The organism is Pedobacter aquatilis (genome assembly GCF_030409415.1).
In the GTDB taxonomy this organism is placed as follows: Bacteria; Bacteroidota; Bacteroidia; order Sphingobacteriales; family Sphingobacteriaceae; genus Pedobacter; species Pedobacter aquatilis.
Genome location: NZ_JAUFPW010000012.1, coordinates 285,781 through 299,993, shown reverse-complemented (window position 1 = coordinate 299,993; position 14,213 = coordinate 285,781). Strand labels below are relative to the sequence as shown.

14 protein-coding genes are annotated in these 14,213 nt (G+C 39.1%); 6 read left to right on the top strand and 8 right to left on the bottom strand.

The annotated features are described in order from the left end of the window. Positions 1–8: 8 nt before the first annotated feature. Both QWY86_RS20085 and QWY86_RS05325 read right to left on the bottom strand, forming a co-directional pair. Positions 9–353: a GNAT family N-acetyltransferase gene (locus QWY86_RS20085; protein ID WP_353958895.1), complete on the bottom strand. Its 345-nt coding sequence runs from the start codon at positions 351–353 to the stop codon at positions 9–11. A 318-nt stretch (positions 354–671) separates the two neighbouring features. Next, complete coding sequence (locus QWY86_RS05325) at positions 672–2,207, bottom strand: IS1182 family transposase (RefSeq protein WP_290239532.1); 1,536 nt, start codon at positions 2,205–2,207, stop codon at positions 672–674. A gap of 272 nt (positions 2,208–2,479) precedes the next feature. Here QWY86_RS05325 and QWY86_RS05320 point away from each other — a divergent pair, with 272 nt between their 5' ends. Next, entirely contained in the window at positions 2,480–2,986 is a 507-nt protein-coding gene (locus tag QWY86_RS05320) for a hypothetical protein (RefSeq protein ID WP_290239530.1), read from the top strand. Between the two features lie 368 nt (positions 2,987–3,354). Here QWY86_RS05320 and QWY86_RS05315 read toward each other — a convergent pair whose 3' ends face one another. Together QWY86_RS05315 and QWY86_RS05310 are read right to left on the bottom strand one after the other, a co-directional pair. Beyond that, positions 3,355–4,851, bottom strand: a complete 1,497-nt coding sequence (locus tag QWY86_RS05315) for a recombinase family protein (protein ID WP_290239529.1) — start codon at positions 4,849–4,851, stop codon at positions 3,355–3,357. A gap of 239 nt (positions 4,852–5,090) precedes the next feature. Further along, positions 5,091–5,465 carry a recombinase family protein gene (locus tag QWY86_RS05310; protein ID WP_290239527.1) on the bottom strand — a complete coding sequence of 125 codons (375 nt, stop codon included), beginning with the start codon at positions 5,463–5,465 and terminating at the stop codon, positions 5,091–5,093. Between the two features lie 371 nt (positions 5,466–5,836). Here QWY86_RS05310 and QWY86_RS05305 point away from each other — a divergent pair, with 371 nt between their 5' ends. Beyond that, positions 5,837–6,628 carry a hypothetical protein gene (locus QWY86_RS05305; RefSeq protein WP_290239525.1) on the top strand — a complete coding sequence of 264 codons (792 nt, stop codon included), beginning with the start codon at positions 5,837–5,839 and terminating at the stop codon, positions 6,626–6,628. Positions 6,629–6,755: 127 nt separating this feature from the next. On the opposite strand, the gene QWY86_RS05300 is transcribed toward QWY86_RS05305, so the two are convergent. Next, positions 6,756–7,145 (bottom strand): winged helix-turn-helix transcriptional regulator, encoded by a 390-nt coding sequence (locus tag QWY86_RS05300; RefSeq protein WP_290239524.1) that lies wholly within the window; start codon positions 7,143–7,145, stop codon positions 6,756–6,758. Between the two features lie 180 nt (positions 7,146–7,325). Here QWY86_RS05300 and QWY86_RS05295 point away from each other — a divergent pair, with 180 nt between their 5' ends. The 3 genes from QWY86_RS05295 to QWY86_RS05285 all read left to right on the top strand — a co-directional run bounded on the left by QWY86_RS05295 (position 7,326) and on the right by QWY86_RS05285 (position 10,017). After that, the gene (locus tag QWY86_RS05295) at positions 7,326–7,862 is read left to right on the top strand and encodes a YfiT family bacillithiol transferase (protein WP_290239522.1); all 537 of its coding nucleotides are present in this window, start codon (positions 7,326–7,328) and stop codon (positions 7,860–7,862) included. Positions 7,863–7,959: 97 nt separating this feature from the next. Then, a complete protein-coding gene (locus QWY86_RS05290; protein WP_290239520.1) occupies positions 7,960–8,988 on the top strand; it encodes a zinc-dependent alcohol dehydrogenase family protein in 1,029 nt (342 codons plus the stop codon). A gap of 21 nt (positions 8,989–9,009) precedes the next feature. After that, positions 9,010–10,017: an LLM class flavin-dependent oxidoreductase gene (locus QWY86_RS05285; RefSeq protein ID WP_290239519.1), complete on the top strand. Its 1,008-nt coding sequence runs from the start codon at positions 9,010–9,012 to the stop codon at positions 10,015–10,017. A 112-nt stretch (positions 10,018–10,129) separates the two neighbouring features. Here QWY86_RS05285 and QWY86_RS05280 read toward each other — a convergent pair whose 3' ends face one another. The 3 genes from QWY86_RS05280 to QWY86_RS05270 form a co-directional block, all read right to left on the bottom strand. Then, on the bottom strand, positions 10,130–10,363 hold the full coding sequence (locus tag QWY86_RS05280) for a hypothetical protein (RefSeq protein ID WP_290239517.1): 234 nt from the start codon (positions 10,361–10,363) through the stop codon (positions 10,130–10,132). Positions 10,364–11,077: 714 nt separating this feature from the next. Next, positions 11,078–12,049: a nucleotidyl transferase AbiEii/AbiGii toxin family protein gene (locus QWY86_RS05275; RefSeq protein ID WP_290239515.1), complete on the bottom strand. Its 972-nt coding sequence runs from the start codon at positions 12,047–12,049 to the stop codon at positions 11,078–11,080. Positions 12,050–12,066: 17 nt separating this feature from the next. Further along, the gene (locus tag QWY86_RS05270; RefSeq protein WP_290239514.1) at positions 12,067–12,633 is read right to left on the bottom strand and encodes a DUF6088 family protein; all 567 of its coding nucleotides are present in this window, start codon (positions 12,631–12,633) and stop codon (positions 12,067–12,069) included. A gap of 658 nt (positions 12,634–13,291) precedes the next feature. Between QWY86_RS05270 and QWY86_RS05265 the strand changes: the two genes are divergently transcribed. Then, positions 13,292–13,903, top strand: a complete 612-nt coding sequence (locus tag QWY86_RS05265) for a GIN domain-containing protein (protein WP_290239512.1) — start codon at positions 13,292–13,294, stop codon at positions 13,901–13,903. The last annotated feature ends 310 nt before the right edge of the window (positions 13,904–14,213 follow it).

Here is a 14,213-nt window from a genome sequence, read left to right as displayed (position 1 = left end):
GACTAGCCTCAATCTTTCCGCAATCTCCCACATAATCTAAATTCGTATATATGCTCGTCTGTACGCCAGGGAATGCCGCCAGGAACGAAACCCATGGTCTCAAAAAACTGGAGCAAGACCGGGTCTTCGCGACTGATGGCGGTGCGGATGGTCATTTTGCCCAGGTACCTGGAATAGTTTTTCACTATGCCCAGGAGCATGGTAGCCAGTCCTATCCTGCGGAAGCGGGGATGGATGATGAAATCGCTGATGAAGACGGTTTTGCTGTTGTGGTTTTTGGGATGGGAAATGCTATTCCAGGGCAGCGGCTGTACATGGTAATCCACGAGCCCGCAGATTTCGTTGCCGAGCATGATGAAAATGCAGGTGCCGCTGGTGAGTTTTTTGATGATCTGTTCCTGGTCCTAGAATAGTCTGGTCTGGAAGCTGGACTGGGATTTAATGATTTCCAGGAATTGCTCTAACGCAAGTTTCAGTTCCCGTTGGCCATCATAGGCGCGGATGGAAAATAGTTTTTCGATGTTCATCGCTTTGGAAATTAAAGAGGGTGTATCATTTTTAAAAAAAGATGATTACCCTCTTTTTTTATGTTCTTGGTGGTGGTCATATGCTGACCGTTAGAAGTGGGATTTAAGTTAACTACCTGAGTTTAAAAAATGAAAACAGCCTTTTTAGGCTGCTTTTTTCCTTAAGTTCTGTGCAATTGCCAATAAACCCCATTCTATTTCTACTTTTTCCTTTCCACGAAGCATGAAGCGGCGGAACCGATGGTTCTGTTTGATATTCGCGAAGACCGGTTCGACATCGTAACACCGTTTCTTACGGTGCCTTATCCCTTCCTCGCTGTTAAGCATTTCAAATGCTTTTTGTTTAAGCGTTCTTAGTCCTGTGTTTACCTCGACAATTCTGTTTCCTGCTGACTTGTGGCAGGCTCCATTAAGTGGGCAGCGCATGCAGTTTTTTGCCTCGTATTTTCTCATGATCTGTTCAAAACCACTTGCTGTAGTCCTTTTGGCATCCCCTTTATACTCCATCGGCTGTCCCATCGGGCAGATATAAGCATCCTGCTGTTCATTGTAATAAAGGTTGCTTACTGAAAATGGTCGTTTGCTATCGTAATTTTTATCCTGTTCCTTATCGAACATGTTATATTTTACATAAGCTTTTATTTCTTTTCTCTCAAGTAGTTCATAGTTTTCCTGAGAACCATAGCCTGCATCAGCGGTAAGGACTTCGGGTGCTTTCCCAAAGCTTTTCTCATGTTGTTCAATATGTGTTTTTAAGGTAAGGGTGTCAGTTGGATTTGGGTGAATGGTATAGTTTACAATAAACTGGTTTGAGGTGGATATCTGGACATTGTAGGCAGGCTTTAACTGGCCGTTAAGCATGTGGTCTTCCTTTAAGCGCATAAAGGTGGCATCCGTATCGGTCTTGCTGTAGCTGTTGCGCTCACCCAGGATGGCTTCCTGTTCCTCGTATTTCTGGATAGCAACAGGGTAGTTTTTGGTAACGTAGTTTACTTTTCCCCTGATCTTTTTATCTATGTTATCTTTACCACCAAGCACTTCATTGATTTTCTCTACAGCTTTTTTTACGCTTTCGCTGCTAACTGTTTTTGCTGTAGGCGGCTCAGGGAGGATGTCTTCAACGGTTGCAACACTCTGCGCATAGTCCCAGATTTCAGCAAGCTGTTTTTGCATCTTTGCTTTATTGGTCTGAATGGCTTTCTTCCAGACAAAAGTGTATTTATTGGCACTCGCTTCAATCTTGGTACCATCGGTATAAACCTCTTCTATGCTAAGAAGGCCTTCATCGGCAAGGTATTTTACTACTTCCTCGAATACCGCTCTCAAGGCGTGTTTAAGCCTGACACCACGAAAACGGTTTATGGTATTGTGATCAGGTTTGCTCATCGAACTCAGCCACATGAAAGGTACACGTTCCCTGCAGGCTTCAGCGAGTTTGCGGCTCGAATAGGTATTGGTAACATAACCGTAAACCAGTACTTTAAGTAATAATATTGGATGATAGTTGGAGGCTCCCCGGATATGATAAGACTCCAGGAGCGGCTCAACATTGATTGCATCGATGACCTTGTTTACTATCCGAACCGTATGGTCTTCGGGTATCAGCTCATCAAAGGTGGGCGGAAAAGCCATGAGCTGGTTTTGGTCATAGGGTTTGAAAACAGGTTTTTTGCCTGACATGTTTAGCTTTCTTTTGTTGCTTAAATATATGGAAATCAGACATTTAAATCAAATAAAAAAGCGAAAAAACTAAAAATTTGATAATCAATGGAAAAAGAAAACAAAAGAAAAGAGCCTGATCATGTTATTTATGATACAGGCTCTTTATAATCATTAAATATTAACTGAAATTCTGGTATTAAAAAACAGGATTATCTTTGAGTTCCTTTCAGTATTGAAGCAGCGTCCGCCACCGCGCACTGGATGTCAACGCGGCTTTCCTTTATGAGCTCATGCAGTATATCCCCAGACCGGGGTATCCACAGCTTTTTGTCAAGAGCATCGTCGATGCCTATAATGACCAGGTTGCCGAAAACAAAAGATATGTTTTTCAGATACGTGAAAAAATAGCCAAATCGAACCAAAAAATCGAGCGTGCAAGGGAATTGATGCTGGATGGAGAGATCACTCCGGCGGAGCATCGGAAGGTCAAAGAAGAGGTGGGTTCGACAGTTGTAAGCTTGGAGTGTCACTTAAGATACCTGAACGTACAGAAATCAACACCAAATCAGGTCAAAAACCTTGCTGAGAAAGCTGTAAGGCTACTTTGCGAACTTGATAAACTTTTTGAGATATGTAATATTGATGCAAAAAGGCTCTTAATTGGCACTTTTTTCCCAGAAAAGTTGACTTTTTCTGAAGGGAGATGTCGAACCCTGAAAGTCAACAGAGTGGCCAAACTTATTTACCTGAAGAACAAAGAGTTACGAGCAAAAAAAATGCGACCAAAAACTTCTTGAAAAGCCTTTGACCGCTCTGGGGTGGATGATGGGGCTCGAACCCTTGCAAAAATTGACTACAATATTCAACTGATGAAAATTATTCAGCAGGGAACATTGTAAACTACAGAAAAATGAATTTTTAATTACTTAATCCTATAAATCGTAGAAATCTTTTTTAGATAAACATTAAGATATTGCTTCAAAATTCAAAAATAAAAAGTTACTTTTACAGTATAGCATTTGCAATAAAAAGACACAAAAAAGCGGTGAGTCGCTAGGTGAGTATCGAACCTAAAGCCCCATGAATATTGATTAAACGCACGCATTCGGACTATGTTCGAATCCCAGCGGGACCACCATACGGGGTAATTGAAATTTAGTTTCTTTTACCCCGTTTTTTTACCCTCTAAATATCTGTTTGTCAAGTATATATCTTCGTAGGTTTCTCCAATTTTAGCGGTTCGATGTTGTAGGGTCTCAAAAGTGAATTTTTCGGGGAACATCGAACCAATCAGCTTTCTTTGTTCGGAAACATCTGATTTACATAATATTGTATTTATCTTGGTCAAGGTGACTATTGCATCATCCAACAGTATTTTTACAGCATTGTAATCAATAAAGGCAGCATTTCTCAAAGTTTCCAGTTTGGCCTCAAGTACCAAAATCCTCTGTTCGGACTCTGATTTTATAGCCTTGAAATCGACACCATCCATATCTCCAATCAGCAATAACTCCCGAGCCTTGGTAATCCTGTTATGTTCATCGGTAATCTGTTTGATATAATTATTTCTGTCTTTTCCTCTATCACCCGCAAGGTCGAAATACTTATCCTTGATGACTTCTTTAAAAAGTTCGGCATAATCGGGATTGATAACATAACTCGTAAGTTCTTTTAGGAAAGAGATATTCACTTCGTCAGCCTTGTACCTGCATCCACATTTTGAACTGCAATGATAATAATGGTAATGGGCTTTACGACACTTTGATGCGCTTCCACATAATGTTCTGGTGCATCGTGAGCAGTCAATAAAACCTCTCAATGGCAATTTGTCGGGAGCGACAACTTTCGCCTTGATTGATTTTGTTTTCCCATCCAACCTATCCTGTACCTCATAGAATAGAGATTCCGATATGATAGGCTCGTGCGTAGCCTTTACAAAATATTGCTCCTCTTCCTTAAACTTTGGAATGATAAGAATTCCGCAGTAGACCGGATTTCTAATAGCCACAAAAAACCTGTTCAAGGAACATCCAAGCCCCGCCTCCTTCGCTTGAAAGTAAATTTGCGAAACGGTATATTTTCCCTTTGCAAGTTCTGTAAAAGCCCATTTCAAGATTGATGCTTCGGGTTCTTTGGGCGCTATATATTTGGTTCCGTTTTCCCTTGTTTTATTCGCATATCCTATTGGTGCAGTTGCCATCCAACGCCCTTCCTTTTTTGCCCGCCTCATTCCATAAAATATATTTAACGCCCTACGGTCGTTTTCGATTTCGGGCGCAGTAAGGTAAATGGCTAGCATCATCTTGTTCTCTGGCACGGACATATCCAAAGGCTGTTCCATCGCCTGCGGTTCAATACCAAAACCCTTTAGAGTGGCAATCATCTGGTAGGCATCAGGCGCATTTCTGCTGAACCTGTCCCATTTTGTAAAGAGAATAAGGTCTGGCCTGTCTTTTTTGGAGTTTCTAAGGTCGGTCAACAGTTTCTGCCATTGTGGGCGGTTAAAAGTCTTTGCCGAATGGTCTTCATATATCCGTCTACGTACAGTAATGCCATTGATCTCGCAATATCTAGTCAGCACTTCGTTTTGATTCCTTTGTGAATATCCCTTGTCCGCCTGTTCATCGGTACTTACCCTAATATATAAATCTGCTATCTTCACTTTTTAAAATTCTGTTCTACAATCAGCCCAGCTAGAAAATACATCGTATCGAGTATCTTGCTAGCTTTTTCTTCTGATACTTCCACCCCTTTCTTTTTGAGTATCTCAACGGCCTGTCTTGGGGTAATGTTCCTTTTTTCATTCAACCTCGTTTTCATTGTACCTTGTTTTGGTACAATAATTAAAAGATTGGTTTACTTTATTTGCCCCATTGTGGTATATACCACTGAGAAATGAGGCTAGGGTCTGAAAAGTTGCTCGATTTCTTCCGAACTTGGAATAATCGGTTTCCGCAATGCCAATATCTGTACTTTGCATTTTTGTTCGATTTCAGCCATCTTCTCATGAACTATTGGAATATCCCTTCCAATCCTGTCATAGTCGGTCACGATCAATAAATCTACCGAATTGAGGGTAAGGAATTTCTCTAATTCCAACCATTCTTTTCTTTCAAAATCAGAGCCGCTTACCCCAACGTCATGGAAACACTTTATGAGTTCTATATTATTGACATAACAGTAATTTTCAATGGTCTTATCCTGCGGAAAGCTACCAGCTTCCAAATGATAACCCTCATCATCCGTTGCTGTCCTTATGTACGCTATAGCTTGCATTTGAAAAATATTAATAAATTGTAATTCAGTAATTTAATGATTTTTTATGACTAAAACAAGGCTCAAAAAATCATATTTTTCTATGGTTTAAATCTACTGATTTAGATAAAATCTATATATATTAAAACGGTTTCTTTGACACAATTATGCAGTCAGACTATACTTTGATATTGAAAAAATATTCTCACCTATTGACAAGAAAGAGATTTATATTTATCATTGTATATGCTTTTGGCAAGCTAGCCCGTTCGTGCAAAGAAATATTCAGCCAATTAATTGTTTAATAATGCAAACCTGCCTGCTTATTATCCAACCAAGATTACGAACGCAAATACATAGGATAATAAAGTGGGTCTAAACAGGAATGTGTTATGACACCTATTGAGTATCTAAAACTCCAAGCAAAAAATCTTCACAAAGATTTCAAAACCCAAACTTCTTCATTTGATCACAAACTGCGGCGTAACGTTTACCAGTACGATCCAAAATTTTTCAAGATTGACCTGCTTATTGATGACTTGAATATTAATGAAGAAAAGTTCAAATTAGGGAATGCGCAGCATGTGATTGCGAAATTATGCGGACTGGAAAAATGGACTGACCTATTAAAGGCATCACCAGCCAAAGTTGAATTATCAGTGCTATTGTACACTAACATGGACAAGTGTGAAGTGCGCGACTGGGATCAATATCTCACAAATATTGAAACCGAGAATAACGCAAAGCTTGATGATGATTTTAAAGTACAAATCTTTAATGAAGGATTTTTAAAATGGCAAGAAGACGTTTATTACGAAGATTACCGACTGACAAGAGACGATGAAGATGAAATTGAATGGGAAAATGATGAACCAGTGTCGAGCGAATCTAACGAATCTACCGAACAAATCACTTCGCTCCCTATAAGTGAAGACTACAGAGAAGAATTTATTAAAGAAGCCGAGTGGTCGTTCGAGCGTATTTTTAAGCGCATTGAGCCCGAACATCCCGAGCAAACCCGAAAGTTATGGGATGCTGAGAAATATATTGACGAGCAACTTTTAAGACCAGATATGTTACCCATCAGCAAGGATTATGCATTATCGTTAATTGATGCTTTCTTGGTTGGTTATGTTATCCAGTTGGCAGCTCAAGCTGATAATGAAGCAGAAAATATTGATTAACAAACTTAAGTGTAACTCGGTAGCTCACTTAGCTGTCGAGTTTTTGGTATGCCTTAGTTTGGTCAAAAGATAATCCTTGACTTCATAAAAAAGAATTATATTCGTCTGTAAACGACTTGTAAAGATATCACAATTCTGCGACCCCAACTTTTGATCGAAATAGTTGATTTCTATGATTTAGGCCCCAAGCTTTGAGCGTTTCTATAATTGGGATAACGGTTTGGGCGTAAGGCTCAAGTTTATACAAAATCTTAACTGGATAATCGTCAATAATTACCCGTTTGATCAATTGATGCTCCTCAAGGTCTTTCAGTTCCTTGACCAAAACCTTTGGTGATATACACGGCATACTGCTCTGAATGTCGGTATATCGTTCATTTCCCGACATCATCGAAAACAATATGGGTATTTTCCATTTTCCGCTGAACACATCCAATGCATCGCGTAACGGTATAATCGTTTCTGCACAATCACGGTAGATTGGCTTCTTTTTTTGTTTTCCTACAATATCTTCCATATAAACGAACGCTATCTATTTGTAAACAACTATACAAAAGAAAGCATAAATATTAGATCAGCCAAAACGTGAAGTTCTAGATTGGTCCATTTTCATATAAGTTTACTATCCTACAGGTAAGTACTATCAAAAGGATAGTGTTTTTAAAATACCTTTGTAGTCTAAAAATATGATTTCAAAATGAACGATTTAGAATTATTGAAATATCCGGTTGGACGATTTGAAATGCCTGCCAAAATATCTAAAGAAGATGTACAGAGCTACATTAGAATACTTGAAAATCTTTCTGCCGAATTGATTAAAACTGTTGAAAATTTTGATGATGAAAAGTTCGCAACGCAATATCGGACAAATGGTTGGACTGTTCAGCAGGTTATAACCCACGTTGCAGATGCTCATTCGAGAGCTTATGGCAGGTTTAAACAAGGATTGCAAGAAAACAAAATAGTTGTTAAGCCTCACAATGAAAAGAAGTTGGCAGATTTTGTTGGAAGCAACAATAGTGTTGTTCAAACTGCTCTAAAAACAATTTATGATGTGCATGAAAGTTGGGTCTTAGACCTAAAATCGCTGTCTGGGGAACTACTTAATCTCACATTTTTTTATCCTGATGCAGGCAGACAAATGTCACTTCCCCAATTCTTAGCAATATTTGCGTGGCATAGCCAACACCATTTTGCTCACATAAAAAGCCTGAAAGACCGAATGGAATGGTAATTCTGATTTCAAGAATAGGATGACATCTCAATTTAGCTGATAGTCATAATTTTACATAAAAAACATCTTATCTAAGACCTTAATAACATATATTTCAATGTCAGATTTTCAGACAACCATCCGTTTAACCAAAAATGGTAACCTAACGCAGTTAATCCAAACCAAACAAGCCATTCCCACGATAGGTAAAAATGAAGTTTTGATAAAAGTCAAAGCTGCATCCTTAAACTTTCGTGACCATGCGGCCTTAAGTGGGAACTATCCTGGAGTAGTCAATTCAGTTGTGCCGTTATCAGACGGTGCTGGCGAAGTGGTGGCAGTGGGAGAAAATGTAACCCGTGTAACAGTTGGCTCACGGGTGTCGGCAAACTGCTGGGCAAACTGGGTGGATGGCAAAGTGCTGAAACCTGAATATTATGTTGCTAGCATCGGGTTTAATATGGATGGTTGGCTCGCCGAATACATTGTGTTGCACGAAATGTCGCTGGTGCAATTGCCTCATTATTTAAGTTATGTAGAAGCTGCGACGCTGGCCTGTGGTGCGGTAACGGCCTGGAATGCCATTCACCAACATGGCACATTAATAGCAGGCCAGACCGTATTGGTACAAGGTGCAGGTGGTGTGTCGGTGTTTGCTTTGCAGTTAGCCAAATTAAGTGGTGCAAGGGTTTTGGCTATTGCCAGCCGTGATGATGATGACAAAGCCCAACTATTAAAAGAATTGGGTGCAGAAACGGTTGTCGCCTACGGTAAAAATCCTGATTGGGACAAAGAAATTTTAAAATTAACCAATGGTTTAGGTGTAGATAAAGTGGTAGAAGTGGCAGGCGAAAAAACGATCAACAAATCGGTTGCCAGTACCAGAGCCGGTGGCAATGTGGCGTTGGTAGGATTTGCCAGCGGTATGGGTGGAGGCGTATCGCCTTTGGAAATTATGACACGTGGCATACAACTGGGTGCTACAACTATGGGTTCCCGCAGTGATTTTGAAGCATTGTTGTCAGCAATGGCAAGCGTACAAATGAAACCTGTGATTGATAGTGTTTTTGCCTTTGATGACTACCAAAAAGCCTATGACCGCTTACAAAGTGGTAATGTGACGGGCAAAGTGGTAATTGAGGTATAAAACCCATTACCCTTTTAAAAAATGAAAAATCATATCAAATATTCGATATTAGAGATAGCATCTGTATCAGAGGGTATTGGTTTCAAACAAACCTTGAACAATTCGCTTGAACTGGCCAAAGCGGCCGACGAATGCGGTTATACAAGATTTTGGTTTGCCGAGCATCACAATACAGATACCGTTGCCAGCAATGCTACTTCCGTTCTCATCGGTTATGTTGCGGGCAATACTGAACATATCAGAGTCGGATCTGGTGGCATTATGCTTCCCAACCATTCGCCTCTGATCGTTGCCGAACAGTTTGGTACTTTGGCACAATTATACCCTGGCCGTATAGATCTGGGTTTGGGCAGGGCTACCGGAACCGATACGGCAACTGCAATGGCTATCCGTTCAGATTTTATGCAGGCGGCACGTTCGTTTCCGGAGGAAATCAATAAGATTGAACAATATTTTGACTTGGAGAATAGCTCTGCCAAAGTAAGGGTCGCTATCGCTGAAGGTGTTGACGTACCACTGTATATTCTGGGTTCCAGTACGGACAGTGCCCATCTGGCGGCTGCCAGAGGACTTCCATATGTCTTTGGTAGCCATTTTGCACCCGCACAATTGTATCATGCATTGGATATTTATAAAAGGGAGTTTCAGCCATCCAGCGTTTTGAACCGACCATACACCATTGCAGGTGTCAACGTCATCATTGCAGATACCGATGCGGAAGCGCAAATACTGTTCACCTCTCTGATAAAGATGTTCTATGGCATATTTTCCGGTGCATCCAGACCCTTGCAGCCCCCGGTAGATATGGATGATGATTTGATAGGAATGTTTCATCATCCGACCGTGCAGCAAACCCTAAAATATTCGTTTGTAGGCAGTAAGGCAACAGTTAAAGGAGCGATACAACGCTTTCTGGAAGCCACTGCGGCAGATGAACTGATGGTTTCAACAAATATTTTCAGGTCTGAAGACCGCACCAGATCAACCAGGTTATTCGCCCAAGTAATGAGGGAGATCAACGATAACTAGAAGATAATGTTCTTGCCCACCTAGCTTTCAATAATTGATGTACTCATACAGTTCACTTAGCTGCCGAGTTTTTTAACGATGTAGAATCAGGTAGATTAACGACTAAAGTTTTTCAGAATTCGGCTTCCGTTATTTCTGTTAGTTCTCCAAGTTGGTAAAACTCCAGTATATAGCTTTCTGCTTTGAGATTTAAAATTATAAAAACGCCCAACTTGTAATTACAAACATGCTCTGGTTGCGTGCCATCACCAGAAGACCAGACACCATCATAACTTTTCAAAGTCATCGCAACCAGCCTTTCCCTATCAGCTATTTTTTCCTCTTCTGGTCTAGTGGATTTTTTCATTTCAATAGCAATGAAATTATCTCCATCGACAATCCTTCCTCTAGTGTGGACAATTAGGTCAGACTGAATGGTAACTTATAATACTAATAGTATTACTTTTTATGCTTTTTTAAACTAGTACAGAGATGTCTGCATTAAAGGAGAAACTTCTGGAAGGGAATAAAGAGGATGATGGTGTGAAAGTTATGAAGCTTTTTAGATAGATTGTTAGCTATGTAGCAGTTATAGGGTTTGAAGATTGAAGCAATGTTATTTAGATTCCTTATTCATCTTAGTCTGGCAAAATCATTAAAATATAATTTATAGTGTAACCTTGCTAGGGGACATTTTGCCCGTCATCGATGGGCTATGAGTTATCGCTTTACATCATTTTATTTTTGTTTATTGGGCAAAAAAAAATATTATAAAGTGTCACAAATATTTCATGAATTTGTGACAAAATAATTCATTTTAACATGAGTTAATTACCATACAATGAGGTAGTTAACAAGGTGATTAGGGGTGAGCGCGGAAAGATATTTTTTCCAACCGACTTTTCTTGTATTGATACTACTGATGTGATTAGGAGCATCCTACACAGGCTTCAAAGGGATCATGTAAAATGTAATATCTGATATGAAATGATTTTTAATTAAATGTTATATGATTATTCCGAACAAATGATGGCCCAATTAACTAAGAGATTTTAGCCTTTTATTTCAAAAAAAGTTATAACTATAATTTTAATAGGTTCGCTTGAATAAGCGTTAGTATTTCATCGAAATCAGGCTGCCCTAAGTAATAAAGTCCTGATGTTCCGCTATATCGGTTCCTAAAATCTTCCCTTATTTTCTCGTCAGTTAAAAGGAAAGCCTGCTTTTCCACTAATGGAGTATCAAGATCGACCTCCGGGAACCAGTGCGATTTATGGTCCTGATATTCTCTTGTTAAAATAAACTGCTGGATATCATCTCTCTTTAAAAGCTTACAGACATCATAATATTGCCGCATAAAATTGACCTTTGGCCCACCACGACCCACAGTTTGTTCTCCACGGAACTTGGTTACGATTGTCTGGAGTTTTTCCACTAATGTATAGCCGGGATGGTAGCACGCGATATTTAAAGCCCTATTGTCAAGCACATCAAGACCAGCTTCCAATGCTCTATCGTACATCCATGAACTAATATCAACATTTTGGTTAGGGGTAACCTTTGCAAAGCCGACCTCAAGCAATATGCCATCCTTAATTCCTGGCACAGAACCAAAATAGCCATTGTATTTCAACCGAATACCACCGTTCCTTCCCTTTTCGTCATCGAATTCGATGTCGCGCTCTGGCTGAATACCGTCTATAACAATATTGTCCGACAGCCAATCAAAGAACTTCATCCTATTTTTTACGGTATTCTTACCAGTTGATTTCGGATTTTCATTTACCTGAATGCCCGTCTGGTCAAAAAATGCCCGTGGCGGGATGATATGCAAGTCAATGTCTTCTGAGAAGCGGTCAATGATCTTAAAGCCCTTCGATAGAGAGGTCCCCCCCTTAAGCTCAAAACCGAGTCCCAGGTTTTTCATGCCATAAAGTACGTGCATAATCCAATAGTCCTTTTCTATCAACGCATCAAGTATACTAGTCTCAGCTGACAATGTACTAATCAGGCTTTTAAAATCCTTTCGCTGGTGAAGAAACTTACTGCTCATATAACTTAGGTAATTACTTAGTTCGTTGCTAATAATTTTCTTGTTTTTGGGTTTCCATATTTTTCAGCGGCATATTCTAAAGACTGCTGATCCAAGCTCCTCGCTGTTTTCAATGCCTTTTCAAGTACCTTGGGCTGATCCTCAGCAAGTGAATCCAAATTATTGATTAGGTCAATCACCAAAAATTCCTTGGTAGGCTTGGTTGGAAAAGCAGACTTTTTTTTAAAGGTGAACAATTTGTTACCCAATTTAATATCTCCGCTGCGCAGGTGGTTGTAAACAATCTGTTTGTTATACAACTGTGTCGTCCCCAGGCCCAACGCATTAAAATAATTGAAAGAAGTAATCAGAAAGTTGGTATTGTCCAAGAATTTCTTGATGAGCATATCATCCGCCGGTGGCTCAAAACCAAATGCATTTTTCTTCGGAAAGTGATATAGACCAGGGCCAACTCTTTTCAAAGTCCCCTCGCCTGTAAGTTCCGAAAGATGCCTGTCTATTGATTTTGACCACTTTTGCAATTCATCCCTTTTGTATATCACCCCTTTTTTAAGATGACTCTTTAATTCCTCTAATTTTGGCATAACAAATCCTTTCGGTTACAAATATATGGATTATTAAAGTATTTGCATGATTTTTGACGAAACTTCATTCAATAATCAGCTCTAAAAAAATCAAATTTGAAAAGAGCTTTTGCTTCTATTATCTTTTTACATGCATCTAAATATAAGCACATATTCAAGTTGAAAAATTTTACATCTCTATATTTCCAGTTTGAGTTCGTCATGGAAGCGCCATTGATAAAATCTGTTTTTATTCACAATTTGTGTTCGAGCCGCTCTTTTTATCCATGAACTTTTAAAAGAACTGTCAGGTAAATATAATAAGGGCATTGCCCAAGTAGTCTTGCGATGGTTCATTCAAAGAGAGGTCAGTGCTATTCAAAAATCAGTAAATAAAAGATTAAGGAAATTTTAACCTATTTGACTTCGAACTATCTGCCGATGATATGGTAGCCATCAAATCATTAGATATAGGACTTATTCAAAAAACATACGTATTGCCACAATAGATAAATTTATGCAAATCTGGCTATAGAATTCGCACCTGTTCGTCTAGAAATTACTGGCGTTGGTCTAGTGGTTCCCTACGCTGGTATATTACGGGATTTTTGCCTGAAACGTTTGATGTACAGCTGCGTCCTAATAACAAACAATAGCAAAAACCTAAAATATAAACGATATGAAAACTTTAGCAAAAACAATATTCGCAGCAGCATTAACAGCAGTAGTATTAACTTCATCAACGGTGGCAACTTTTGCCGCTGAGCCAGTTAAAGCAGAAACAAAAACTGCTTCATTATCAAAATTCAAAAGGATCTGGGTGAGCGGGAACGTTAAAATCATCTTAACGCAAGGAGACAAACAAAACGTAGAGGGTATGGGCAACTATGACGCTGCAAAAACCTCTGTATCAACTGATGGAAAGACCTTATTTATCAATTCATTGGAAACAAGTCAGGTAACACTTAATATAACCGTAAAAGATTTGGAAAGAATTGAAGCTTATGGTCAATCAGTTGTGGTGACCAGCAATAATTTCGATGTAAAATACCTTCAGTTATTTTTGGGTCAAAGTGCTACAGCAAAGATTAAAACTACAGCAGGCAGTTTATATACTATCGTTAAGGATGATGCGGTATTAAAATTAAACGGTACTGCTGATCAAAGTACAATGATCGCTAGCAACATGAAAAATGTAAAATTAGTGGATTTTGCCAGTCTTAAATCAGAATCATATGCTTCTGAAAGCATCATGGAAGCAGAGCAAAATGCAATGGTTTTAGCAAAATAGAAATATTAATAAGATAGGTTGAAGCTACCCATGTGGGTGGCTTTTTTTGTTTAAGGAGTAAGGATGAGCTGACTTAGAATTAAAGCTCTTGGATTGTTAAAGAAGATTCATGCCTAATAATAGTATGCATGTCAGGGACAGTTGCGACATCCTTTTGGTACAAAAGATGCAGCAGATGCCCATCCAGTTACTTGGACAGCAAAATTCTCTCCCAAACACATTACCTTAATCTTAGTGCAATACTCTAAAGAATTTTAAATTATCAAAAAGCACTTTTTTTATTAAATTACCTCCACAAACAAAAAGAAGA